Source organism: Rhodococcus sp. JCM 9793 (assembly GCF_055380405.1).
Map to the genome: position 1 here is coordinate 4,617,162 of NZ_AP043721.1, position 22,793 is coordinate 4,639,954.

Annotated in this window: 21 protein-coding genes; 7 read left to right on the forward strand and 14 right to left on the reverse strand. The window is 66.1% G+C overall.

Annotated elements, in window-relative coordinates; all coding sequences use genetic code 11:
- Nucleotides 1-59: 59 nt before the first annotated feature.
- Nucleotides 60-953 (forward strand): alpha/beta hydrolase family protein, encoded by an 894-nt coding sequence (locus ACZ46K_RS23485; protein WP_464745030.1) that lies wholly within the window; start codon nucleotides 60-62, stop codon nucleotides 951-953.
- Nucleotides 954-980: 27 nt separating this feature from the next.
- Here ACZ46K_RS23485 and ACZ46K_RS23490 read toward each other — a convergent pair whose 3' ends face one another.
- From ACZ46K_RS23490 to ACZ46K_RS23520, 7 genes are all read right to left on the reverse strand, one after another.
- Complete coding sequence (locus ACZ46K_RS23490; protein WP_054809617.1) at nucleotides 981-1,391, reverse strand: flavodoxin domain-containing protein; 411 nt, start codon at nucleotides 1,389-1,391, stop codon at nucleotides 981-983.
- A gap of 70 nt (nucleotides 1,392-1,461) precedes the next feature.
- Complete coding sequence (locus ACZ46K_RS23495) at nucleotides 1,462-2,265, reverse strand: NAD(P)H-binding protein (RefSeq protein WP_464745032.1); 804 nt, start codon at nucleotides 2,263-2,265, stop codon at nucleotides 1,462-1,464.
- A gap of 45 nt (nucleotides 2,266-2,310) precedes the next feature.
- Nucleotides 2,311-2,733: an organic hydroperoxide resistance protein gene (locus ACZ46K_RS23500; protein WP_054809618.1), complete on the reverse strand. Its 423-nt coding sequence runs from the start codon at nucleotides 2,731-2,733 to the stop codon at nucleotides 2,311-2,313.
- An 8-nt stretch (nucleotides 2,734-2,741) separates the two neighbouring features.
- Nucleotides 2,742-3,197 (reverse strand): MarR family winged helix-turn-helix transcriptional regulator, encoded by a 456-nt coding sequence (locus tag ACZ46K_RS23505; protein ID WP_464745034.1) that lies wholly within the window; start codon nucleotides 3,195-3,197, stop codon nucleotides 2,742-2,744.
- 108 nt (nucleotides 3,198-3,305) lie between these two features.
- Nucleotides 3,306-4,694 (reverse strand): maltokinase N-terminal cap-like domain-containing protein, encoded by a 1,389-nt coding sequence (locus ACZ46K_RS23510; protein ID WP_464745036.1) that lies wholly within the window; start codon nucleotides 4,692-4,694, stop codon nucleotides 3,306-3,308.
- A 55-nt stretch (nucleotides 4,695-4,749) separates the two neighbouring features.
- A complete protein-coding gene (locus tag ACZ46K_RS23515) occupies nucleotides 4,750-6,465 on the reverse strand; it encodes a CocE/NonD family hydrolase (RefSeq protein ID WP_054809917.1) in 1,716 nt (571 codons plus the stop codon).
- A gap of 125 nt (nucleotides 6,466-6,590) precedes the next feature.
- On the reverse strand, nucleotides 6,591-7,736 hold the full coding sequence (locus tag ACZ46K_RS23520) for an RNA-guided endonuclease InsQ/TnpB family protein (protein ID WP_054809918.1): 1,146 nt from the start codon (nucleotides 7,734-7,736) through the stop codon (nucleotides 6,591-6,593).
- 126 nt (nucleotides 7,737-7,862) lie between these two features.
- Between ACZ46K_RS23520 and ACZ46K_RS23525 the strand changes: the two genes are divergently transcribed.
- Nucleotides 7,863-11,183, forward strand: coding sequence for a BTAD domain-containing putative transcriptional regulator (locus ACZ46K_RS23525; RefSeq protein WP_464745038.1), 3,321 nt, complete (start codon nucleotides 7,863-7,865; stop codon nucleotides 11,181-11,183).
- Between the two features lie 9 nt (nucleotides 11,184-11,192).
- On the opposite strand, the gene ACZ46K_RS23530 is transcribed toward ACZ46K_RS23525, so the two are convergent.
- Nucleotides 11,193-11,855 carry a hemerythrin domain-containing protein gene (locus ACZ46K_RS23530; protein ID WP_054805837.1) on the reverse strand — a complete coding sequence of 221 codons (663 nt, stop codon included), beginning with the start codon at nucleotides 11,853-11,855 and terminating at the stop codon, nucleotides 11,193-11,195.
- Nucleotides 11,856-11,893: 38 nt separating this feature from the next.
- Here ACZ46K_RS23530 and ACZ46K_RS23535 point away from each other — a divergent pair, with 38 nt between their 5' ends.
- Nucleotides 11,894-12,775: a ferritin-like domain-containing protein gene (locus tag ACZ46K_RS23535; protein WP_464745040.1), complete on the forward strand. Its 882-nt coding sequence runs from the start codon at nucleotides 11,894-11,896 to the stop codon at nucleotides 12,773-12,775.
- Between the two features lie 14 nt (nucleotides 12,776-12,789).
- Here ACZ46K_RS23535 and ACZ46K_RS23540 read toward each other — a convergent pair whose 3' ends face one another.
- Both ACZ46K_RS23540 and ACZ46K_RS23545 read right to left on the reverse strand, forming a co-directional pair.
- Entirely contained in the window at nucleotides 12,790-13,971 is a 1,182-nt protein-coding gene (locus tag ACZ46K_RS23540; RefSeq protein WP_464745042.1) for a hypothetical protein, read from the reverse strand.
- Nucleotides 13,968-15,554 carry an ABC transporter substrate-binding protein gene (locus ACZ46K_RS23545; protein WP_464745044.1) on the reverse strand — a complete coding sequence of 529 codons (1,587 nt, stop codon included), beginning with the start codon at nucleotides 15,552-15,554 and terminating at the stop codon, nucleotides 13,968-13,970. Before ACZ46K_RS23545 ends, ACZ46K_RS23540 begins: the two co-directional genes overlap by 4 nt.
- 125 nt (nucleotides 15,555-15,679) lie before the next feature.
- On the opposite strand from ACZ46K_RS23545, the gene ACZ46K_RS23550 reads away from it, so the two are divergent.
- The 3 genes from ACZ46K_RS23550 to ACZ46K_RS23560 all read left to right on the forward strand — a co-directional run bounded on the left by ACZ46K_RS23550 (nucleotide 15,680) and on the right by ACZ46K_RS23560 (nucleotide 18,088).
- Nucleotides 15,680-16,408 carry an IclR family transcriptional regulator gene (locus ACZ46K_RS23550; RefSeq protein ID WP_464745046.1) on the forward strand — a complete coding sequence of 243 codons (729 nt, stop codon included), beginning with the start codon at nucleotides 15,680-15,682 and terminating at the stop codon, nucleotides 16,406-16,408.
- Between the two features lie 119 nt (nucleotides 16,409-16,527).
- Complete coding sequence (locus ACZ46K_RS23555; protein WP_464745048.1) at nucleotides 16,528-17,568, forward strand: SMP-30/gluconolactonase/LRE family protein; 1,041 nt, start codon at nucleotides 16,528-16,530, stop codon at nucleotides 17,566-17,568.
- 91 nt (nucleotides 17,569-17,659) lie between these two features.
- Nucleotides 17,660-18,088, forward strand: coding sequence for a hypothetical protein (locus tag ACZ46K_RS23560; protein ID WP_054805831.1), 429 nt, complete (start codon nucleotides 17,660-17,662; stop codon nucleotides 18,086-18,088).
- A 27-nt stretch (nucleotides 18,089-18,115) separates the two neighbouring features.
- Here ACZ46K_RS23560 and ACZ46K_RS23565 read toward each other — a convergent pair whose 3' ends face one another.
- The 3 genes from ACZ46K_RS23565 to ACZ46K_RS23575 form a co-directional block, all read right to left on the reverse strand.
- Nucleotides 18,116-18,481 (reverse strand): VOC family protein, encoded by a 366-nt coding sequence (locus ACZ46K_RS23565; protein WP_054805845.1) that lies wholly within the window; start codon nucleotides 18,479-18,481, stop codon nucleotides 18,116-18,118.
- Between the two features lie 148 nt (nucleotides 18,482-18,629).
- On the reverse strand, nucleotides 18,630-19,595 hold the full coding sequence (locus ACZ46K_RS23570; protein ID WP_054809927.1) for a TIGR03557 family F420-dependent LLM class oxidoreductase: 966 nt from the start codon (nucleotides 19,593-19,595) through the stop codon (nucleotides 18,630-18,632).
- A gap of 123 nt (nucleotides 19,596-19,718) precedes the next feature.
- Entirely contained in the window at nucleotides 19,719-19,979 is a 261-nt protein-coding gene (locus tag ACZ46K_RS23575) for an RGCVC family protein (protein ID WP_464745051.1), read from the reverse strand.
- 280 nt (nucleotides 19,980-20,259) lie between these two features.
- Here ACZ46K_RS23575 and ACZ46K_RS23580 point away from each other — a divergent pair, with 280 nt between their 5' ends.
- The gene (locus ACZ46K_RS23580) at nucleotides 20,260-21,822 is read left to right on the forward strand and encodes a class I adenylate-forming enzyme family protein (protein WP_464745053.1); all 1,563 of its coding nucleotides are present in this window, start codon (nucleotides 20,260-20,262) and stop codon (nucleotides 21,820-21,822) included.
- Between the two features lie 34 nt (nucleotides 21,823-21,856).
- Here the strand turns inward: ACZ46K_RS23580 and ACZ46K_RS23585 are convergent, their stop codons facing one another.
- A complete protein-coding gene (locus tag ACZ46K_RS23585; protein WP_054805844.1) occupies nucleotides 21,857-22,705 on the reverse strand; it encodes a Cof-type HAD-IIB family hydrolase in 849 nt (282 codons plus the stop codon).
- Nucleotides 22,706-22,793: the final 88 nt, after the last annotated feature.

Genomic DNA, 22,793 nt, shown 5'->3' on the forward strand with positions numbered 1-22,793 from the left:
GTGACAGCCCCGAGTAGCGACCGGTGATTCTCCGCTCTTCGACAACAAAGGTGTGCCGAATGAAGTCGACCCGATCAACAAGCCTGAGAACTGCGGTATTTCTGACGGCCGTCGCCTTAGCTGCCGGCTGCTCGAACTCTCCGAGTGACACCGCAGCAGCCGATCACGACACGCAGCCGGACGCACTACGCATCTCCTACGGCGACGATGCCGACAATTACGGATTCCTTCACCTGCCCGGTGGCGCCGGCCCGCACCCGGTGGTGGTGATGGTGCACGGTGGTGGGTGGCTCGAAGATCACGACCTGTCATATTTCGAGCCGCTCTCGCAATCGCTTGCCGACGAGGGCATCGCGGTCTGGAACATCGAATACCGTCGTGTCGAGGGCGCCGGAGGATGGCCGATCACGCTCGCCGATGCCGACGACGCCACCGAAGCACTCGCGACTTCTGTGCAGGATGCGGCCGCTGGGAGCCTCGATCTGGATCGGGTGCACCTCGCCGGACATTCAGCAGGAGGGCACCTTGCCGCCTGGATCGCAGGACGACACACCCTCCCCCCGGATGCCCCGGGCTCGCAACCACAGATCCGTCCGGTGAGCGCGACCATCATGGCCGGGGTGTTCGATCTGTCGCTGGCTGCCACTGCCGGACACGACGGGTTCGTACGCGAGCTGCTCGACGGCATGCCCGAGGACCATCCCGACCGCTACGCGATTGCCTCTCCGATCGAGCATCTTCCCGTCGGCCTGCCGGTGACGGCGGTGCACGGTACCGCAGATCAGACCGTGAATCCCGTGCAGTCACGCTCGTATGTCGAGGCGTCGCAGGCCGCCGGTGATCCTGCCGAGCTGCACATGCTCGACGGGCTCGGACACGGTGAGTTCGGCGACGTCCATTCACCCGCGTGGAGCGCAGCGAAACAGATCATCGTGGAGCACGTAGGAGTCTGAAGACGATGGTGAACCGCCCTGCGTAGGTCAGCTGTGCCCAAGGAGTTCATCGGCGATGAATGCCGTCCACGACAGGATTCGCTCGGTATCGGTCGCCGGGAAGTACTTGTAGTCCCGTGCCGTGACCGTCTCCGCCAGCTCGGACAAGTCTATGTTGCCGTTCGTCGAGTCGTCGGGCGCAGGGCCGGAGAACAGCCAGACCAACCGTTGTTTCAGAGCTGGGGCGTGATGTCTGCATGCCTCTCTCGCGACAGCGGGCCAGCCAGCACCTTCCGCGTCGCTCCCGATGACGATGGCCTCGAATTCCGCGGCCCGTTCGAGGTCGGACAGGGTGCCCAGCGTGACCTCGAATCCGTGTTGGGTCAGCGACCCCGCGATCACCGTGGCGGCGCGCCAGGTTGTGCCACGAGTGCTCTCGGTTGCGACAAGAACGGACATGTCGACCGGGTTCCCCGGAACCAGTGTCCGGAAACATCAGCGTCGATCATTGGCCGCGCCGGTGGCGACGTCAGCGGAACAACTCGACATTCGCGGCGGCCCACTGCGCGAATGACGTCGCGGGTCGGCCGAGAACCTCCTCGACCGTCGTGAGTGCCGATTGTGGATGATCGACGAGCAGCACCCGACCATCCAGATACCACCCGGCGTACTCGCCCATCGCGCGAGCAAGCACCGCTTCCGCTTCCTCCCGGGACACCTCGACGAACGGCACGTCGCGCCCGAGCGCCGAACCGATGTCCTGCACCATCTGCGGATGGGTCAGCCACTGTGGGCCCGTGAGTTCATACGTTCGGCCGGAATGGGATTCGCCGAGCAGTGCCTGCGCCGCAACCGCGGCGATGTCTTCGAGCGCGATCGGGGCATTCGCCGCGGTCGGATACGTGCCGCGGACCTCGCCCGTCGTGCGGATCTGCTCTGCCCAGATGGTTGCGTTGGTCATGAACTCGCCAGGTTCGAGGTGGGTATATTCGAGACCGGATGCTTCGACGTCGGCCTCGATGCCGTACCAGTCGGTGCCAGGTCCGCCGGTGAGGGTGACGAACCGGCGCACCCCGGCGTCGCGCGCGAGGATCGCGACCTTCCGCGCTGCCGCGGGGACTGGCGCAAGGTAGACGGTGTCGATGCCGTTGAACACCCCGGCGAGCGAATCCGGCTTGCCCACATACCCTTCGACGACTTCGACGTCGTCGGGCAATGCTGCACGCGCCGGGTTCACAGTCAATGCGCGCACGCGTGGGGCATCAGCGCGCCTCAGTTCGTCCACCACGAGTCTGCCGACGTTTCCGGTTGCCCCCGTCACGAGAATTGTCATTTCTCCAGCGTAGGCCGCCGCCGCGACTCCGGTGGGCAGACCAGATCAGTCTTCCGCGACCTCGAGCACGACGTCGATGTTGCCACGCGTCGCATTGGAGTACGGGCAGACCTGGTGCGCTTTCTCGGTGAGTTCGAGCGCCTTGTCGCGCGTCAGATTCGGCAGTGAAACCTCGAGGGTCACCGCGAGCGCGAAACCGCCCGCGTCGGTCGGGCCGATGCCGACACGAGCGCCGACTGCGGAATCGTTGACGTCGGCGCCTTCCTGTCGCGCGACCATCTGCAGGGCGGAGTGGAAGCACGCCGCGTAGCCCGCGGCGAACAGCTGCTCGGGGTTGGTGCCTTCGCCGTTGCCACCCATTTCGGTGGGGATCGCGAGGTTCACGTCGAGCTTTCCGTCGCTGGTACGGGCGTGGCCGTTGCGTCCGGCACCGGTAGCGAGAGCTTCTGCGGTGTAGATGATCTTCATGTCTGGTCTTACCCTTCTTCGGAGGTTCCGCCGGTTGCGTCCTGCAACGCGGCGGTCAGGCGGTGGAGTGTGTCTCGAAGCGCGACCAGTTCGTCGACGTCGAGCCCACTTGCGCGCGCGACGCAGCCGGGGATGTCCTCGGCCTCCTCGCGCAGCGCGGTGCCGGCATCGGTGAGGTGGACGACGACTCGGCGTTCGTCGGCGCGTTGCCGTCGGCGTTCGACGAGCCCAGCGGTCTCGAGCCGTTTGAGCAGCGGCGACAGTGTGCCGGTATCCAGATCGAGAGCGTCGCACAGATCGTGCACGCCGCGGGCATCACGTTCCCAGAGCGCCAGGAGCACGAGGTACTGCGGGTAGGTGACGCCCAGCCGCTCGAGGTGCGGACGGTACACGGCTGTGGTGGCGCGGGACGCCCGGTAGAGGGCGAAGCACACCTGCTCGTCGAGTGCGAAGGTTTCGGACACGAGACTGAAGGTAGTGCACAGTTATGTTGTGCGCAATAGAAATGTCCACAATCCACTGGTGAACCGCGTCACGACAAGAGTGAGCGCAGTGAACTGCACCGCCGTCTGTCATGGCTGGGTCAGTCGCCGAATCGCATTGAGGGGCAGACTCAACCACGTGGGCCGGTTCCGCGCCTCGTACACCACCTCGTATATCGCCTTGTCCACCTCGTACGCGCGAAGCAGTGCACCGCTCTCCCGCGGATCGGATCCGGACCCGGCGGCATATCCATCGCACAACGCGGCGGAATTGCGCTGCGCCCACTCCCCCGCGCGGAACTCGCGCCGCACCGTGCCGCCGTCGGGTTCCCGCACCGAATGGTGTGCCGCATAGTCGAAGGACCGCAGCATCCCGGCCACATCTCGCAGCGTCGTGTCAGGGCGTCGACGTTCCGCGAGCGACTTCGCAGGCTCCCCCTCGAAATCGATGAGCAGCCACCGCTTCGGTGTCCGCAGCACCTGTCCGAGGTGCAGATCGCCGTGGATGCGCTGCACCGCGACCGGGCCGAGCGCCGCGACCTCCTCGAACAACGCCCGCACGTCGGGCACGAAGGCAGCGAGTTCGGCCACATCGGCGACCGCGGCCTCGAGTCGCCCGACCATGCCCGCGGCGAGGTCCGCCGCCGGGCGCTCCGATACACCGAGGCCGGCGGCGAGATCAGCGTGAACCTCGGCGACCGCGACGCCCATCCGGTACGCCTCACCCGCGAAATCCGTACCGGCCTCGTCGGCGCGCAGATCCCCTTCTATGAGCAGGTCGCGGACACTTCCGAGCGCCATCGACCAGCCATCGGCGGAGTTCGCCGCGAAGTCCTGAGCCATCGCGAGGGTGGTACGGACACCGTCGACGTCCGCCTCGATCCAGGCACGTACCGGCGCCACCGACCGGCACTCCACGGCGGCGAGCGCGAGGTGGAGTTCGACGTCGGGATTGATTCCGAGCGTGACACGACGGAACATTTTGAGCAGCAATTGTTCCCCGAGTACAACAGAGGTGTTCGACTGTTCGACGCTCAGTGCGCGCCCCCGCATCCCCGGCTCGATCACCGCGCCCGGGACGGTGTGTAGTTCGATGGGACCGCGGATTCCGGCACGCGCCAAGCTGTTCGCATACAGACCGATGATCTCCTGGTCGCGGAGCCCGTCGTAGACGAACACGGAGCGGCCGGCTGCCTCGTCCGGCGCGGCGATCGTCGACGGCGCCAGCTCGTCCGGCAGGTGCGATCGATAACCGAGTGGCACCTGATAGATCTGTTCGGGTGTGGAGTCGAACGTGACCGCCACCAGCAGGTGGTCGGCGCCGAACCCTGGCTCCTCGGCCAGGGCTTGTCGCAACACGACCCTCACGCCGGTGATCGTGTGTCCCTTCGCGGCACACCACCGCTGATGCGGCAACCACCCCACCAGGTGAGCCTCGAGATCGGAATCCGGATACAGCCGCTCGTTCGACTCGGTCATGGCTGCACCGCCGCTCCCGCCGGCACGAGCCTTGCCCTGTAAGCGGAGACAGCGTTCAAAGCGACCACGTCGGGAGTTCGATGCACGACGGCGTGGCTGATTCGTGGGAGATCTCCTGCTCCGCCCGGTGGAGGATGGTCGCGGTCGCAGCGGGTTCACCCGATCCCGGGTTGCGGGCGTAGCGGGGATGCGCACCGGAGCTGATCTGGATCCCGATGCGATGACCGGCGGCGAATTCGTGGAAGGTCGGCCACAAGCGGACCTCGATTGTGCGGAATCCATCCGAATCCGGTTCGGGATCGGTGGCTTTCGTTCCGGCCGAGCCGATCCGGCGGATGCCGTCGCAGACCGTCATCGCGCGGCCGTCCGGATGTACGTCGCAGATACGGACGAACAGGTCGGCGCTGGGCTGAGACGAGCGGAATCGGATACGGGCGACAGGTTCACCTGCGAACGTCAGAGGTTCAGCGAGTGCGTCGCTGCGGAACACCACGACATCGGCCCGGCGTTCGTGTTCGGTGTTGTCCACCGGATCCGATTTCGGATCCAGACTCGGGCCGCCGAGGGAAGGGGTGGGATCGGAAGGGTCGTAGACGTAGGTGGTGCTGCCACCAGCGGGCTTGTCGGGTCCGAGCCTGCCGGCAGGCTGGAGGAACAGCGATTCGGTGGTGACGCCGTGGGGTGGCCAGGTGTCGAGATCGTGCCATTCGTCGGCGCCGGTGCGGAACGCACGGACCGGGGCGACGCGTGTGGTGGGCGCATCGGCGAACTGCTCCTTCAGGAACTCGACGGTCCCCGTGATCGTGGGCGCGCCCATACCGCGGGACTGGTGGGCCCACGGCCCCACGGTCAGGCGCGGCGGTCTGCCGACCGCGGCGAGCTGGGCGTAGTTGCGTAGTTGCCAGGGCAGGAAGATGTCGTACCAGCCGGTGACCATGAAGGTCGGCGCGGTGACTTCGGGAACGGACGCGGTATGCGACTGCTGGGTCCAGTACTGGTCGGCGAGGTCCTCGCGGGTGACCCAATCCTGATACCAACCGACCTTCCGTCCGTTCGCTGCGACGTCGCCGGCAGTCAGCGGCAGCACGTCGAAAGCCGTCCGCAGTGTGGAATCCGGGCCGCGTAGCCCCAGCAGCAGCGGGAGAAACTCCCGGTGGTTCATCCTGTCCATCATCTGCGTCCAGCCGAGCGCATTGCGCATGGAGAATGCGCCGTTGTCCCAGGTGATCGCGCCGAAGTCGGGCATGGTGACGAGCAGACAGAGCGCGTCCGGAGCGTTGTCGGGGTCGACACGTTCGAGTTCTGCGGCCACCGCCCACTGGGTGAATCCCATGTAACTGGGGCCGAAGGTCGCGACCGGCCCGATGTGCCACGGCTGGGCGCGGACCCAGCGGTGTGTGGCGATACCATCGCGCTGTTCGTCGATCTGCGGGGTGAATAGTCCTTCGGACCCCCACGTTCCTCGGCAACTCTGGAACAACACCCGGAAACCCTCGCGGGCGAGAGCGCGCGCCGAACCCGCCACCCCACCGCTGCGCCCGTAGGGGCCGCGAATCACGACGGTGGGCAAGCGCGGATCGAGGTCGCCGATCGGGGTGATGAGGTCGGCGAGGAGGATGACGCTGTCGTCCATCGGGACGCGGAGATTCTTGCGGACCTCGATATCGTATGGTCCGGGTTCGAGCCCTTTGATGGTCTTGGCCTGAATCCAACGGCCGAGACGTTGACGTAGCGCGCTCAGACCACCGATACCCGCCCCTGTGACCCCCATGGTGGATCAGTTTAACTGAAACACCGTTCTGGTTGACGTCCTCCCGGCCGTGAACGACCGGGATTCCTACTGCGACACGGCGTACCGCTTCGGTGGGTTCCTGTTTCACCGGGACTCGCCTTCCGCTAGACGGTAGGACTTACGGTCCCTCCGCAGGCGTTTCGCCTCTCCGCACGTCCTGCGGCGAGAATGTTCTTTGCAGCATTGAGATCACGATCGTGGACCGCACCGCACAGGCACGTCCACTCCCGGATCGACAACGGTTTCGGTCCGTCGATCCGACCACACGCCGAGCAGAGCTGACTCGACGGGAACCAGCGATCCACCTTCACGAAGGTCCGTCCGTACCGACGCGCCTTCTCCTCGAGCATGGTGGTGAACATGCTCCATCCGGCGTCGTGCACCGACTTCGCCAACCTGGTCCGCGCCAAACCGGACACCGCCAGGTCCTCGACGAACACCGCTTGGTTCTCGCGGATGATCGCCGTGGACTGCTGGTGCGCGAAGTTGCGACGCGAATCGGCCACTCGGGCATGTGCCCGAGCGACCTTCAACCGGGCCTTCGCCCGGTTGCTCGACCCCTTCTCCTTGCGGGACAGGGTCTGCTGAGCCTTACGGAGCGTGCGTTCCGCACGCCGCAGAAACTTCTGCGACGCAATAATCTTGCCGTCCGACATGACCGCAAACGTTGCCAGACCCAGGTCGATTCCGACCTCGGCGTCGACTTCGGGCAGCGGTTGCTGGTCGACCTCGACGACGAACGATGCGAAGTACCGTCCCGCCGAATCCTTGATGATCGACACGCTCGACGGCTCCGACGGCAATTCCCGCGACCACGCCACCTTCACCTCGCCGACCTTCGCCACATACAACTTCCCGCTCGAACGCAGCGAGAACCCGTTGCGGGTGAGCCGGATCGACTGCCGGTTGTCCTTGCGGGACCGGAAGCGAGGCGGGCCGATCCTGCGGCCCTTCCGCTTCCCGGACATCGAGTCGAACCAGTTGCGGTAGGCACGCCGGGCGTCCTGGCAGGCCTGCACCAGCACCACCGACGCTACTTCGGCCAGCCATGCCCGTTGTGGGGTCTTCTTCGCTGCGGTGACCACCTGTTTCTGCACGTCGGTGTCCGAGAGCTTCACCCCGGCCGCATACGCGTCTTGCCGGGCACGCAGTGCATCGTTGAACACCACCCGTGCACACCCGAACGCTCGGGCCAGCCTGTTCTGCTGGCCGGGCGTCGGGTAGACGCGGTACTGGTATCGCAGTTGCACAGCGAGACCATAGCCACGACCACCGACATGATTGATGCGCTATCCCGGCCCTGAAGGACCGGGCCTGCGCGCTACGTTCTCCGGTCAATGACGTACGGCCAGGGGCGGCGCTACTCTTTACCGGCCATGACAGCACACACGCCTGGTTCGGCCGGCCCGGGAGACGACATCGTCGAGGTGTCCGTTCTCGGGCCGACCCGTGCCCATGTCGCCGGTGCACCCGTCGGATTGGGCTCCCCGGCTCAACGTGCGGTGTTGGCGCGACTCGTCGCCGCCGGCGGGAAAGTGGTGAGCACCGACCGACTCATCGACGATTTGTGGGCCGGCGAACCTCCCCCACGCGCACTCAACGCACTGCAGGTTCACGTATCGAACCTGCGACGCTGTCTCGAACCGGGTCGCGCGCCTCGGACGTCGGCACGTGTCCTGGTCACATCGCCTCCCGGCTATGCGCTCGACCTCCCCCACGAAGCCGTGGACGCGTGGTCGTTCGAGCATCTCTTCACCGCTGCAGTCACGGAACGGGACGCCGACGCTCGAGCCCGGACTCTGGCACGAGCGCTGACGCTGTGGAACGGAACCGCCTACGAGGAATTCGCCGATACAGGCTGGGCAGGCCCCGAAGTGGTCCGCCTCGAAGAACTGCGCCGGAGTGCCGTAGAGCGTTGGGCTGCAGCCATGCTCGACTGCTCGGACGCGGCGGCGGCGGTCCCCGAACTCAGTGTCCTCCTGCGCATCCAACCGGATCGGGAAGAGACCGCCCGCTTGCTCGCCCTCGCACATTATCGGTGTGGTCGCCAGGCAGATGCGATGTCCGTCCTCCGCTCCACCCGTCGCTACTTGGTCGACGAACTGGGACTCGATCCCGGACCTGCCCTCGAGGCAACGGAAACGACGATCCTCACCCACGGCGACAGCCTGATGAGGTCACCGATCGGCGTGGCACCAGCGCCCCCTCCCGCAGTGGAACCGCCCCGGCCGTCCCTCGTCAACGGTCGCCCCGGCGACCTGCAGGCACTACTCGACGAAGCCGGCAGCACCGCCACCTCCGGTCGACGCCTCGTCTGGTTGGGAGGCGAGGCGGGCGCGGGAAAGAGCACACTTTGCCGTCTGTTGGCCACCGAACTCCAGAACGAGAACTGGCACATCGCCTGGGGGAGCTGCCCCGAAGTGAAAGGGGCTCCGCCCGGGTGGGCGTGGCGGGAGACACTCAGCACCTTGACCGAGCGCATACCGCTTTCCGAACAGGACCGGCACCGTCTGGCTCCCCTGTCGACCGACGAGGACGACACCCGCACCATCCAACCGTTCCATCTGTCCCGCGCACTCGCCGCCTACCTCGTGACAGTCGCCGCGAGCGCCCCGCTGCTTCTCGTGCTCGACGACGTACACCGAGCCGATGACCTGACCCTCCAGATACTCCACCAGATAGTGTCGGAACTCGGGGCCGCACCGGTTCTGGTGGTCGCCACGTATCGCCCCACCGACATCACTGACGCGCTGGCTACCGTGTGGGCCGCTACGGCCGCGGACACAGACCTTCGCCTCGATCTGTCCGGCCTGCCGCGGCCAGGAGTCGCCACCGTCGCCGCCCAGCACGGCCTACCGAAGCCCCTCGACCCGGAGATCTTGGACCTGCTCGTCGACCGGACGGGCGGCAATCCCCTTTTCGTCCAGCAACTTTCCCGCTTGGTCGTATCCGAAGGGTATGAAGCGGCGAAATCCGTCGTCCCCACCGGCGTCGCCGACATCCTGCGACGACGACTCTCCCGCCTCCCCGAGCGCACGGTTACGGCACTTCGACGCATGGCCGTGCTCGGACGTGAACTCGACCTCGACGTCCTCGTCCGGCTCATCGGCCACACGAGCAGCGCCGCGGAGCAAACGGATTCGGAGGAACAACTGCTCGACGATCTCGAACCCGCGGTGACCGCCGGTCTGCTCGTCGAGCCCGCACCCGACCGAGTGCGTTTCGCCCATACACTGGTGCGCGACACCCTCTACTCGGACGTTCCGAGAATGCGGCGCACGCGCATCCATGCCGCAGCCCTGGAGGCCCTGTCCGATCTTCGCCCGGATGATGCGGCAGGATTGGCGCACCACGCCGTGCTGTCTGCAACACCGGCCACGGCCGAGGCAGCAATGATGCGGGCAGTCGCCGCGGCCCGAGAATCCGAAACGCTGGCATCCCATCGCGACGCCGCTCACTGGCGGAGTGCAGCACTCGACACGTACGAGCTCACCTACCGCCCCGAGAGCTCCACCCTCATCGATCTCCTCGTTCCCCTGGTCACCGCACGTGCCCGGGCGGGCAACATCGTCGGCGCCCGCGAAGCCCGCCGACGTGCCGTCGAATTGGCAGGGAGCCGAGGCGACGACGAACGCTTACTCGTGGCGCTCACCTCGTGGAACGCTCCTGTGATTTGGACACTGCGTGTGACCCCGACGATCGACGACGCGATCGTCCGGCCGTTGCGCACCGCACTCGACGACGAGCCCGATGCCCGCACCCGCGCCCTGCTGTTGATTGCACTCGTGTACGAGTTGGAGGGAGTGGACGACCGTGGCGCCGCCGACGCTGCACTCGAAGCACTATCTCTCTCCAGCACCGTCGACGATGATCGTGTGCGATGCGCCGCATTGGGCGCGGTCGGGTATCTGGCGTACGGGCCCGATCTGAACGATCGTCGTAAACCCGTGGCCGACGAACTTCTCGCCATCGCGATCGAGCACCGGTTCGACGACTACCGCGTGCTGGCGCATTTCCAGTTGTTCCTGTGGAACAGTTCCCGATTGGACATCGCCGGCGCCCGGACACAACTCGACAATGCACTGACGGTGGCAGGCGGCGGTCAGCTCGGCGAATTGGTGGTTGTCGCAGCAGCATACGGTGCGCTGTGCGACGTGCACGCGGGGCGACTCGATGCAGCACAATCGGCGTACAACGCGTTGGCCGAGCTCATCACTCGGTCGGGCAATGCCGCCGGTCCGATGTTCCACCTCGTGGGGGCGATCAGCTGTGCAGCCGCTACCGGCGATTTTGCGGCGCTCGTACCGCTACTGCGCGACGTCACCCCCGAACGACAGGCGATCACGCGCGCGGTTCTCGCGTCGGCGCTGTTCGACGCAGGCGATATTCCGGGCGCGCGCACCGCGTGGGCCGAATCGCGCCCCCACCCGCGCGACTACTACTGGCTGCCGATGACGACCCTGCGTGCGCTTGCTGCCGCACGTCTCGAAGACCACCGAGCCTGCACCGAACTGCACCACCAGCTGAGCGCTTTCTCCGGACAGATCGCCGGATTCGAATCCGGTTCCCTGTATGCCGGGCCGGTGGATGCAGCGCTCGCGGCGACCGCGGATGTACTCGGCAACCACTCGTCCGCTGCGAAATTCCGCGCGTCCGCCCAGGCACTCATGGCGAGGTTCCCTGCGGAATCGAGTTGAGGCGCCGCCTCACCCGAATACGGCACGCTCCCTGCGACGGTGCTTCACAGCGAGTACCGGCAGCACGATCGAGAGCAAGGGATTGTCCTTGAACCCGCCCTTGACGAGTAGTTTCTTCTCCGGCCCGGATGCGACGGCCATGGTTCGGGGCATGTCGAAATCGAGCCGCAGGTGCCCGCGGGCAATCACGTCGACCCGACTCCACTGTGCAGAGCTCACGTGCCCGGTGATCAAAGGAAATACCGTGCGCTCCTCGTCGTCGATGTGTTCGTCGAGCATGTCCCGCAGTTGCGCCAACGTGCCGGAAACCCGCGTCAATGCCCCGCTACCTCCCGCCTTCAGGTCGTGGGCATCGGCCGTCAACTCCTCGAGGAGGGACTCGAGCGCCGCGTGATCGTCGGCGAGTTCGCTCAGGTCGATGTGCGGTCCGACCGCGGTGTGCAGTAGCGGCCAGAGCTCGTCGTCCTCGATGCGATGGTGGGTGTCGATGCTGGTCGCGAGGAGAAGCAGGTAGTCGGACAGCGCGGTGATGCGTCGCAGCGACGGGCAGTCGTCCCGCGCCAGCTCAGCGGCCGTGGTCGCGAGTCGATGCAGGTCGGTGCGCATGGCGCGGTGCATCAGGCGAATGCCCAACAGTTCGTCGTCCGTCGTGAGTGTCGTGGTGCCGTTCATGGGGATCCTCCGAGAGTCTGTACCGACCGGGTGGCGGTGTGCGCGTCGAGCATGCGCTCGGTCACTTGGTGATCACTGAAGAGCTGAGTATCGCCGGAGGCGGCGACACGACGAACGACCTCTACTCTTTCTTCATGGAGACCTGGTACGCCGACTTCACGGCAAGAGCGTCGCGGCGCGCCGTTACACCCGAGCCGGACTGGTCCCACGACTGCCGTCTGCATCCTGCGGTGGCGCGGAGTCTGCAGAAGTTCCAGGTCGGAGAGAGTGGCGACGGAGCCCACCTGATCGCAAAGGCCGATGCCGCAGGAGACCCCGGCTATGCCGCCGCTGTGCGACTGTTCGTCGCCGAGGAGCAGAACCATGCGCGGATGCTGGAGTCGCTTCTGCAATCCGGCGGCATTCCGACAATTGGCCGGCACTGGTCCGACACCACTTTCGTGCAGCTCCGCCGGCTGATGGGTCTACGGCTCGAACTCATGGTCCTGACCATCGCCGAGGTCGTCGCGCTGCGCTATTACCGTGCCCTCGCCGAGGGCGGAGACGACGCGCTGCTGGTCGACGTGTCGGAGCGAATCCTCGACGACGAGTACCACCACGTCCCGTTCCAGTGCCATCGCCTGCGTGTCGGATTCGCTCATACATCAGCACCGGTCCGCATGGCGGTTGTGCAAGGCTGGCGCGTCCTCGCGCGTGCTGTTGCGGTGGTCGTCGCATTCGACCACGGGTCCGCCCTACGCGCGACGGGAGTGACGCGGCGAGCCTTCATCTCCGACACCATGCGGTTGTTCGACAGTGCCACCGCAGAGGTGTTCACGTCCGGTTCGGCCACCCAGGGCCTCAGGACACAGAGCCCGACCGGCAATCAGCGACGCTCACCGACCAGGTTCGATGCCTTTGAGGACTTGCCGTCGCACTGACATCGGACGAACAATCACACGACACGCATCACGACCCGGGGCGGACCGGCCTTCCCCGAACCCACTGCCCGCGCCCAGTCACGACCGTCCCACAGAACTATATTGTGCGGCACTATCTTTCCCAGGACGGCCAGGGCGGTGTGGTCCGGCACGTTGTCGATGAGATGTGTTCCGGGAGGGAAGTCGACGAGGCAGTCGGAGGTCAGCACCTGGGATGCCGTGTAGCGGGAAACGCCGGCACCGGGTGCGTGCGGCTCTCCGCCGATGGCACAGTACGCGTACCGGTGTCCGCGCAGCGCCTGACCGAGATCGACGTCCGGCGCGTCATCGGATCGCAGCGTCAGTCGTGAGCGCCCGGCACTGTCGTCCGTCTCCACGAGCAAGTGCTCCAGCCGCCTCGGCCGTTCGGATCGCGCCGGGTCGGTAGTAGGGACTGCCAGGTAGTCATCGAGGGCCGGCACGAACGCGGTCGGCTCACCGTCTGCGGCATCGGACCAGTCGAGCAGGCCGCGCGGCGAGTGGAGCGGCGAACCCGTCACCACCGAGGACAGCGCCATACCGTCCTCGACGCGGAAGCCGTAGGCTCGTTGCGGAATCCGAACCTCCGATACCGACGACGCCGCGAACCGCACGACCGCGTCGTGTCGGGGAGAGCGGGTGAGGTAGTCCGCCAGAAACGCGCGACGCGGATCCTCGATACGGCGCAGACCATGCTCGTCGACCCGCAGCCGCACCTGCTCCCAGTTACGGAACGGCAGCAGCGCGTCGCGGAGGAGCACCAGTTGGTGCAGCCATTCGTTGTACAGCTGCATCACCACCGGAGCGTGCGGCGTCCCGGTGAGGTGCGCGGCTGCGGCCGGCGTCCACACATGCCCCTCACAGTTGCTACGCAACACCACTCCGCCCACCGGAACCGTGGTTTGCTCGGCGAGATTCGTGATGCCGGAACCGATCACGCGAGCCTGCCGCGCCAGTTCCCGTCGACGGTCGTCACCGGTGCGCTCGAAATGCTCGACTCCGAGAACCGACTCACGCCCATCGGTGGCCAGCGACGCGGCGAGGCCTGCGAGGAGATCCCTCCGCACCTGCTCGCCGGGGACCTGCACCAGCACCGCGCCGATGAGGGCGCCTGCGCTGCGGACGAATTCCGCCGCAGTCACCGGCACACCGCCGGCCCAGTCGTTCCATCCGGTCATGATGCGAACCTCGCTCCGTAGAAGAGGGGTCGGCTCGACGCATCGAGCACGATGCCGTCGACCGACGCGGATGTGCCGACAACAGCGGATTGCTCGACCAGAGGTATGGCATATCCCTGGTCGATCACCTCGAGCGCGGCTTCGTCGGTGAGACGTTGACGCAACGACGCTTCTGTGACGCCTCCCAGCTGGTCGAGCAGTTCATCGATACGGCCGGGCTCGGTGCGCCGGGTGGGGTTGCCCGCACTCGCCGACGAGAACACGGTGTTCAGCACCTCCGGGTCGGGTCGCGTCACCGCCCAGCACACGAAGTCGTAGTCACCGTTGTTCTGCGCTTCCAGATTCGCCCCCGTGTGGAGCGGCACCAGCTGGAGGTCCACGCCCACGCGGGCCAACTGCTGCTGCACGATCTCGTACACGTCCGAGCGGGTCTCGGTCGCCGCGAACACCAGACGCAGCGTCAACGGGTGCCCCTCACGGACACGGATGCCGTCCGGTCCCGGCAGCCAACCCGCAGCATCGAGGTCGGCGGCCGCCCGATCCGGGTCGTAGGCGAGCTCGGTGGACAGGTCAACGTAGCCGGGTGTCGCTGCGGACAGCACACTGGTGGCGTAGTTCTCGTGCTGCGACAGTACCGAGGCCAGTTCCGGTCGATCGATCGCGTGGCCGACCGCGCGTCGCACTGCGGGATCCGACAGTGCGGGGCTCTGGTCGTTCGCGAGGAGTGTGTAGACGATGCCGGGGCGAGGACGCGCGAACACTGCGATGCCCGCGTCGGACAGCGCCGCCTCGTCCTGCGCCTGAACATCGGTATCGACATCGATCTGGGCGGTCTGTAACGCCCCCGACCGCACCCCCGACTCGGTCATGACCGTGAAGTCGAGTCGTTCGATCGCCGCGGCGCCGGAGTGCGTCGCGGTCGCCCCGGGCCAGCTGTAGTCGGCGCGGGACGACAAGGTTGCCGACGCGTTCGGGGCGTACTCGTCCAGTACGAACGGGCCCGAGCCGATCAGCTTCCCGGTGCATCGCTCCTCCGGGCTCGTGTCGAGTGTCGCCGGTGCGAGCAGCCCGGTGGTCACCATCGAGGTGGCCTGCAGGAACTGTGCGTTCGGTACGTCGAACGAGAACTCGACGGTGCGGGTATCGGGAGTCTCGATGCTCCGCAGACTGCTGACATACGAGAGCCCGAACGGGGATTTCGCACCGAGGTCGCGTAGATCCTCGAAGTTCGCGGCCACGGCCGCCGCGTCGATCGGTGTGCCGTCGCTGAAGGTGGCGTCGTCGCGGAGGGTGAACCGGAAGTGAGTGGCGTCATCGGATACCGACCAGTCGGTGGCGATCCAGGGGATGATCTCGCCGGTCTGCGAGTCCTGGTCGGTGAGGTTGGCGACCAGTTGCCGTCCCACATGCAGGGATTCGGTGTATGGGGCCTGATGTGGGTCCAGGCATTGCGGGTCCGCGGAAAGTGCGATCCGCAGCGAGCGTGGGCCGGTTGAGTCGTCGGAGCAGGCGGCGAGGCCGGACGCAGTGATACTCGCGGCGAGGACCGTACCCGCCGCGCGCACGATTCGAGAAGCAGACATGGGCTTCGGATCTTTCTGAGGTGGACGAATGCTGTGAGCAGAACTCTTCGCGTCCGGGCGGTACTGGTCTACGTTCGGATTTCATTGGTTGAAATCGTGTTGTCCATGTCACGGAGGTCGAGCACATGACCAGCGCCACCCGAACGGGCGTTGCCCGACGTCTGTTCAGCGTTCTCGAAGCGTTCGAGGACTCCTCGTCGCCGCTGCGACTCAACGAGATCGCGCGGCGGTGCGGCCTGTCGTCGGCGACCACGCTGCGGATGGTCCGCGAACTGGTGGACTGGGGCGCGCTCGACCGTCTCGAGGACGGCAGTTACCGCGTCGGCATGCGAATGTGGGCGATCGGATCGCACGCTCCCTGCGTCCAGCGCATCCAACGGGAAACCACATGGCACCTAAGGGGTCTCGCCGCTGTCAGTAGCCGCACCGTTGTGCTGGGCGCAGCCGTCGGAGGTGCGGTGGTGATCGTCGACCGGGCCCTCGGCCCGCGGCGCGACCGCACTGCTGTCGAGATCGGCGACAGGTTTCCCCTGCACGCGACCGCGGTCGGCAAGGTGTTCCTCGCCGCGGGAGATCCACCTGCGGCCGTCACCGAGCGCTACACCCGCTACACACTCGACACCGCCGCACTGTCCGCGCCGCTGGCCCGGACCCGTCACACCGGCATCGCGGGGGAACGCGAGGAATACCGATACGGACGCTACGGCGTTGCCATCGGGATTCGTGGACCGTCGGGGCGGATGTCCGCGGCGCTCGGGATCGTCGGAGCGGCTGTACCCGAGGAGCAACAATGGGTCCGGTTGCTACAGGAGACGGTGGGCACGGTGACCGAGAGCATCATGCGGCGGGGATGACGACCTCCGCGGATACGCAGCTCGAGAGCAACGCGCCGACACTGCCGATCGACATGTATGTGTAATGAGCGCCGTACCATCACGTTCACCTCGCGTGCGCCGTCGGAGTTGGAGATGACATGACCGCAGTTTCCCGTTCCTCCACACGTCTACGGCCTCGCCGCTGGGCACCACCCCCGGCACCACAGCGAGCAAGGAGGAAATCAAGCACACCTCCACTTCCCCCTGCTCGGCAGATCGCGCTGCCAGGCGCCGGCCCCGAAGACGTCGTTCTCGGTGCAGACGGATGCATCTACACCGGTATCGATACCGGCGAGATTCTGCGCGTCGACATCGACACCGAGGAGGTCACCGCCGTGCTCGACACAGGCGGTCGCCCACTGGGCCTCCACGCCGGCGCGGACGGGTCGCTGCTCATCTGCGATGCCGAGCGCGGACTTCTGCACTGGCCCGGTCCTGGACATTCGGTCACGGTGTTGGTCGACACGGTCGACAACGAGCCACTGAACTTCGCGAGCAATGTGGTGGCCGACCCGGATGACGGAACGATCTACTTCACCGCATCCTCGCGTCGCTGGCCGCTGGAGCAGTGGAAGGGCGATCTGGTCGAACACTCCGGCACCGGCCGCTTGTTCCGCCTGTCACCCGAGGGCGAAGTGGAGACACTGCTCGACGGTTTGCAGTTCGCCAATGGCGTGACGTTCACGCCCGACCGCTCGGCGTTGATCGTCGCAGAAACTGCCGCCTACCGACTCAACCGCTACTGGCTGCGCGGCCCCGAAGCCGGCACCCGGGAAACACTGGTGGACAACCTGCCCGGCTTCCCCGACAACATCGCCCTCGGCAGCGACGGACTGATCTGGGTTACTCTCGCGTCACCACGAAACCCTGTGCTGGACACTCCACTTCCACTTCCGGGCATCCTACGCAGAGCGTTGTGGATGCTGCCCGACCGGCTCTTGCCCGCCCCCGCCCGCACCGCGTGGGTGCTGGGGGTAGCAGCGGACGGTTCGATCGTCCACGACCTGCAGCAGGACGGAGCCGACTACGCCATGGTCACCGGAGTCGTCGAACACGACGGCACCTTGATCCTCGGCAGTCTGCACGAGCGCGCGATCGCAGTGACTCACGTCGTGTCACGGTCTCGGCGTGGAACGTGAAGTCCGTCAACGCCGCGGTCCCACCTCCAGACAGGAACCGAATCGTCACGCCTGTTGTCAGTGCAGTCCCTGATCCGAGTACGTTGATCCCATGCGGCTCCTCCCGGTTGTGTCGACGATCTCTGCGCTCTGCGCGGTGCCGATCCTGCTTTTCGTCGTTCCGCAGCTCGTCGCCTCCGGAGTGGTCGAGGTCGGGGGCAGTGTCGAGTACATGGTGGTGCTCCCGACTCTGATCGGGTTGCCCTGTTCGCTCATCGGAGCCATCGTCGGGGTGGCCGGTGCCCTCGGGCGGCGCACTCACGGGCCGGCGACGGCCCTCATGACCATCGGCCAGGTGACGACGGTGGTGCTGGCGCTTGTCATCGTTGTGTGGGCGTTCGGCTTCGCCTCGACGGGCTGGGAATTGCTGCTGTTGCCCACGGCGCTCATGGTCGGTCAGGTCATCGTGGCGGCGGGTCTGATCAAGACCGCTCGGCAATACAGGGCGTCACCGGTGGCGGGTCCCGACGCAGCCGATTGACGCAGCGGGGTCGATGCCGCCGACAAGCTATTGATCGTCGTCCGAGTGGCTCACGATGTTGACAACGGTGCCGTCCGGCGCGCGCACGAAGAATCGCCGCACGCCCCATGGCTCCGTCGTCAGCGGGTACACGATTTCGAACCCGCGCCGTTGCGCGTCCTCGTAGGCGGCCTCCACCTCGTCGCCGACGTGGATGGACAATGCGGAATCCACGGGCGCAGTCTCATCGCTGCTCACCAGTTGCACGGTGGCGCGCCCGTCCGGGGTGGTGAACCGGGCGACCCATCCCAGATTCATCTCCTCGACGGAAAGACCGAGATAGTCGGTGTAGAAACTGCGGGCTTCCTCGATGCTCGGGACGTTCAGGTTTGCGGTGAGACCGGTGGGACGCATGTCGGAATCTCCTTCGGACTCGGGTGCGTTCCACCCGATTCCACTACATGCACGGGCATCCCCGTGGCGGTTCGGGCTCGCGCCTTCATCCTTCACGTCTGCGGCGGCGATGGTGGTCACTGCTGCGGCGAAGCCCGTCGTGGGGTCGTCATTCGTGGATATCCTTCGACAGCGCCGGTGCGAGTTCGTCCGCGTAGAAGCGGAAGAACCCGTCGACGTCCGGCCCGGCATTCACAAGGGCGAGATGGTCGAATCCGGCGTCCGCATAGGTTCGGATCTTCTCCAGGTGGCGTTGCACATCGGGACCGTAGGCGAAGCTCTCGGCTATGTCCGCTTCACGAACAACAGACGAGGCGGCCTCGAAATTGACCGGATTCGGCAATTCCGCCTGAACCTTCCATCCGGTTGCCGAGAAGCGGAACAGAGTGTGGGCCGACTTCAGCGCTGCTTCTTCCGTCGGAGCCCACGACAACGACACCTCGGCATAGCGCGGCCCCTCACCACCGGCCTTCTTGTATTTGTCGACCAGATCGCGATCCGCATCGGTGGTGAACAGTCCGTCACCCAGCTCTGCGGCGAGCTTCACTGCCGGCCCGCCCGAACCCGCGACCACGATCGGTGGGAGCTCGTCGGGAAGATCGAACACGCGCGCGTCTTCGAGCTGAATGTGGCGTCCGTCGTAGCTGTGGTAACCGCCGCTCCACAACAAACGGATCACCTCGATCGACTCGCGAAGCATTTCCGTCCGTGTCGCGGCGGCCGGCCAGCCTCGCGCCACCACGTGTTCGTTGAGCCGCTCGCCGCTTCCCAGGCCGAGCACGAACCTTCCCTCGGACAACAGCGCTGTCGTCGCCGCGGCCTGCGCGACGATCGAGGGGTGATAGCGAATGAACGGACAGGTCACGCCGGTGGCCAGGCCGAGTGTCGAGGTCTTCGCGGCAATCGACCCCAGTATCGACCACGCAAACCCCGAGTGTCCCTGATCGTGCAGCCACGGATGATAGTGGTCGCTGATCTCGACGAAATCGAAGCCGGCCTCCTCCGCACGCACCGCCTGCCGAACCAGCTCGATCGGTGAATACGCCTCCGCGAACAATTTGTATCCGACTTTCACAGCGCCTCCGTTCGCTCTCTCGGCAGTGCGCGGCTCCATCGCACACGACTACCTTGTAGAGCGGTCTACCCACGGCGACACTTCTTGAACCTGCCTGACCGGTACGCCAGGTGGCCTTCTCATTCAGTAGCGGGTGTAGTGCTGCGCAGTCTGTGCTTCGCCAGAGCAAATGCACTTTCGGTCGAGGTGTCGGTCCGAGGTCACGCCGCAAAAGCGAATACCGAGCGCGTCGTGGGAATCCAAGGTGTGTGGACATGCCGTGCAGGACACCGTTGATTCCGGTGCGCGCACCGGGTTCAGCATGTCGGTCGGGTTCGACGCCATGGTGGCGCTCCAGTTCTCGGCCTTTCGACTTCCGGCCGGGTTACGCATCGAGGACGACATGGCTGACCGCACATATTCGAATGTCCTCGGCAACCCCGAGGCTACCTTGCACCCGACAGAACCGCTCCATCCCCGCTTCTGCCGTCGGATTGGCGATCACCCACCGAGGACGCTGATGTGCACGCTCTGAACGGCTTCTACGTGTCCTGGTTGAACGTCGTTACAAATCGACGTCTCAATCGAATAACCAAGTGTGATGTCTCGAGTACGGGCCACTTCCCGACCATCGCCGACGAGAGCACGGTATGCCCCTGCGCAACCCGCTGATACATTGGCATGTATGCTGCTCAGCCGCCTGATGCAGGACGCGCTTGCCGCCACTCCCGACAAACCCGCCCTCATATTCGAGGACACGGTGCTGTCATATCGGGAGCTGCACGACGCGATCGAACGTTCGGCCCGGGGCCTGCTCTCGCTCGGGATCGGCCGCGGCGATCGCGTGGCGATCTTCATGCGCAACCGGTGGGAGTACGTCGAGTTGTACTTCGCGTGTTTTCGCATCGGTGCGATCGCGGTACCGCTGAACCACCGGTTCCAGACCGACGAGGTCGTCTTCGCCGTCAACCACTGCACGGCGAAGTTGCTGATCGCCGACGAGGCACTGCTGCCGATCGTGAAGGACGTGCCCGAGCAGGCGCCAAGCCTCATCGGGATGTACGTGTACGGCGGCGACGCAGCACCGGACGCGCCGAACCGGTGGAGCGATGTGGTCGCCGCGGCATCCGATTCGGTCGTACGGTCCGAGGTCGACGACGACGATCCCGCGATGATCCTCTACACCTCGGGCAGCACGGGCAAGCCGAAGGGCGTCACCCACACGCATCGCTCGATCGGAGCGACCGTGGCAAGCCGCGTGACAACACAGCAGCTGGACGCCGACGACATCTCGCTGGCGGCCACTGCGATCTGCCACGCCGGAGCCGCGATCGGCGTGACGTTTCCGACCCTGCACGCAGGGGGCACCGTGGTGATCCTCGCCGAGAGCGATCCGGGGCTGTTCCTCGACGCAGTGAACACGCACCGGCCCACGCGCACCGTGCTGCTGCCCGCGCAGCTACTCGACGCCGTGGTCGACCCGCGCGCGACGAGCGTGGACTTCGGGAGCTTCCGGGAGGTCGCGTGCGGCGGCGATCAAATGTCGTCGGACCTCTACGACGAGTTCGCGAAGGTCGCCGACCTGCAGCTCAACCAGCTCTACGGGCTCACCGAGTGCGAAGCCGTGAGCATGAACCCGCCGTTCGGGCTGGTCGAACGTGGCTCGTTCGGCCTTCCCCGCGCCGGCGTCGAAGTGCGCATCGTCGCGGCAGCCCCCACTGCGGATGACACCGACGGTTCGCAAGTGCTGGATGCCGCACTCGGCGAAACCGGCGAGATCTGGGTGCGTAGCGACTCGGTGATGACCGGGTACTGGGACGACCCCGAGCACACCGCGGCAACATTCGTCGGCGACTGGCTGCGCACCGGAGACCTCGGCAGCCGCGACGCCGATCGCTACCTGCACTTTCAGGGGCGCATCAAAGAGATCATCATCAAGGGCGGCTCCAACATCGCCCCCGGTGAAGTGGAGGATGTGCTCGAGGCGAGTCCCGGCGTCGAGCTGTGCGGGGTCGTCGGCACGCCCGACGCGCGACTCGGGTCGCTCGTGCACGCGTTCGTCGAACTAAAGCACGGCCTCGCCGACCCGCCCACCGAAGCCGACCTGTGGGCCTTCGCAACCGAGCGGCTGGCGGCCTACAAGGTGCCCGATCGCTGGACGTTCGTGACCGGCCTGCCGCGCAACCACGTCGGCAAGATCGACCGGCACGCGCTGCATCTTCGCGCGGCAGAACTCGACGCGACGTAGGGCACGGCTCGGCGAAGGTAGCTCGCCGAGGAGATCACCAATCACTGTGTACAGCAGCAGAATCGAGTGCATCTCCTGCAAGCTTCTCCAGATAGCCGGCGACACCGTCCTCGTCGTTACTCGGCAGGACGTGGTCGGCGAGCGCGAGGACTTCCGGCATCGCGTTGGACGGGCACAGTGCCGTGCCCGCCCACAACAGCATCGGGACGTCGTTGATGGCGTCGCCGGCGACGGCCACCTCCTCGGCACCGATCCCGTCGACCGCACAGAGCTCGGCAAGCGCACTCGCCTTGGAGACACCGGACGCCGCCATCTCGACGTACGGCGCACCGGAGTGCGTCAGCTCGACGCCGTCGACACCCGCAGCCACTGCCACCCGGTACAGCTCCGCGCTGGGAACCTCCGGATGTCGGGCGACGATCTTCACCATCGGCTCATCGATGTCGGGCAGCATTTCCGACAGTGCCATCTCGTGCGGATGCCGGTGGTGGTCGGCGTACTCACACAGCGCCGCGTATGCCCGCTCGGCGACGAAGCGAGTGGGTCCGACGTTCGCGAACACGACACCGGGAATCAGCGTCCGCACCCGGTCCATCGCCGCCGCGGCCGCCGCCACCGCGATCGTCGTGGTCGCCGTGATCACCGGAGTTCCATCGGCCAGATCGAGGACCACCGCGCCGTTCGCGCAGATAGCCTTGCCGCGGAATCCGCACGACTGCGCCAGCTCGTGCACCGAATGCCGAGCGCGAGCGGTCGCCCACACCACCTCGACACCCGACCGTCGCGCGTCTTCCATGGCTTGGGCGGTGCGAGGCGAGATCGTGCGGTCGGACCGAAGAAGGGTGCCGTCGAGGTCTGTCGCGAGGAGCCGAATTTGCGTCACCTCGGCATGATGCCAGGCAGCACGTGCACCCACACCTGAGACCTGGCCCGGTGACTGCCGGGAGCTGTGTGCAAGAGAGGGTAGATCG

What these genes read in the sequence shown, in the direction of transcription:
- ACZ46K_RS23550 (WP_464745046.1), top strand. Translation starts at nt 15,680, where the DNA reads ATGACCAGCGCCACCCGAACGGGCGTTGCCCGACGTCTGTTCAGCGTT.
- ACZ46K_RS23555 (WP_464745048.1), top strand. Translation starts at nt 16,528, where the DNA reads ATGACCGCAGTTTCCCGTTCCTCCACACGTCTACGGCCTCGCCGCTGG.
- ACZ46K_RS23515 (WP_054809917.1), bottom strand. Translation starts at nt 6,465, where the DNA reads ATGGGGGTCACAGGGGCGGGTATCGGTGGTCTGAGCGCGCTACGTCAA.
- ACZ46K_RS23500 (WP_054809618.1), bottom strand. Translation starts at nt 2,733, where the DNA reads ATGAAGATCATCTACACCGCAGAAGCTCTCGCTACCGGTGCCGGACGC.
- ACZ46K_RS23575 (WP_464745051.1), bottom strand. Translation starts at nt 19,979, where the DNA reads ATGTCGTCCTCGATGCGTAACCCGGCCGGAAGTCGAAAGGCCGAGAAC.
- ACZ46K_RS23510 (WP_464745036.1), bottom strand. Translation starts at nt 4,694, where the DNA reads ATGACCGAGTCGAACGAGCGGCTGTATCCGGATTCCGATCTCGAGGCT.
- ACZ46K_RS23560 (WP_054805831.1), top strand. Translation starts at nt 17,660, where the DNA reads ATGCGGCTCCTCCCGGTTGTGTCGACGATCTCTGCGCTCTGCGCGGTG.
- ACZ46K_RS23495 (WP_464745032.1), bottom strand. Translation starts at nt 2,265, where the DNA reads ATGACAATTCTCGTGACGGGGGCAACCGGAAACGTCGGCAGACTCGTG.
- ACZ46K_RS23525 (WP_464745038.1), top strand. Translation starts at nt 7,863, where the DNA reads ATGACAGCACACACGCCTGGTTCGGCCGGCCCGGGAGACGACATCGTC.
- ACZ46K_RS23545 (WP_464745044.1), bottom strand. Translation starts at nt 15,554, where the DNA reads ATGTCTGCTTCTCGAATCGTGCGCGCGGCGGGTACGGTCCTCGCCGCG.
- ACZ46K_RS23540 (WP_464745042.1), bottom strand. Translation starts at nt 13,971, where the DNA reads ATGACCGGATGGAACGACTGGGCCGGCGGTGTGCCGGTGACTGCGGCG.
- ACZ46K_RS23485 (WP_464745030.1), top strand. Translation starts at nt 60, where the DNA reads ATGAAGTCGACCCGATCAACAAGCCTGAGAACTGCGGTATTTCTGACG.
- ACZ46K_RS23580 (WP_464745053.1), top strand. Translation starts at nt 20,260, where the DNA reads ATGCTGCTCAGCCGCCTGATGCAGGACGCGCTTGCCGCCACTCCCGAC.
- ACZ46K_RS23490 (WP_054809617.1), bottom strand. Translation starts at nt 1,391, where the DNA reads ATGTCCGTTCTTGTCGCAACCGAGAGCACTCGTGGCACAACCTGGCGC.
- ACZ46K_RS23530 (WP_054805837.1), bottom strand. Translation starts at nt 11,855, where the DNA reads ATGAACGGCACCACGACACTCACGACGGACGACGAACTGTTGGGCATT.
- ACZ46K_RS23565 (WP_054805845.1), bottom strand. Translation starts at nt 18,481, where the DNA reads ATGCGTCCCACCGGTCTCACCGCAAACCTGAACGTCCCGAGCATCGAG.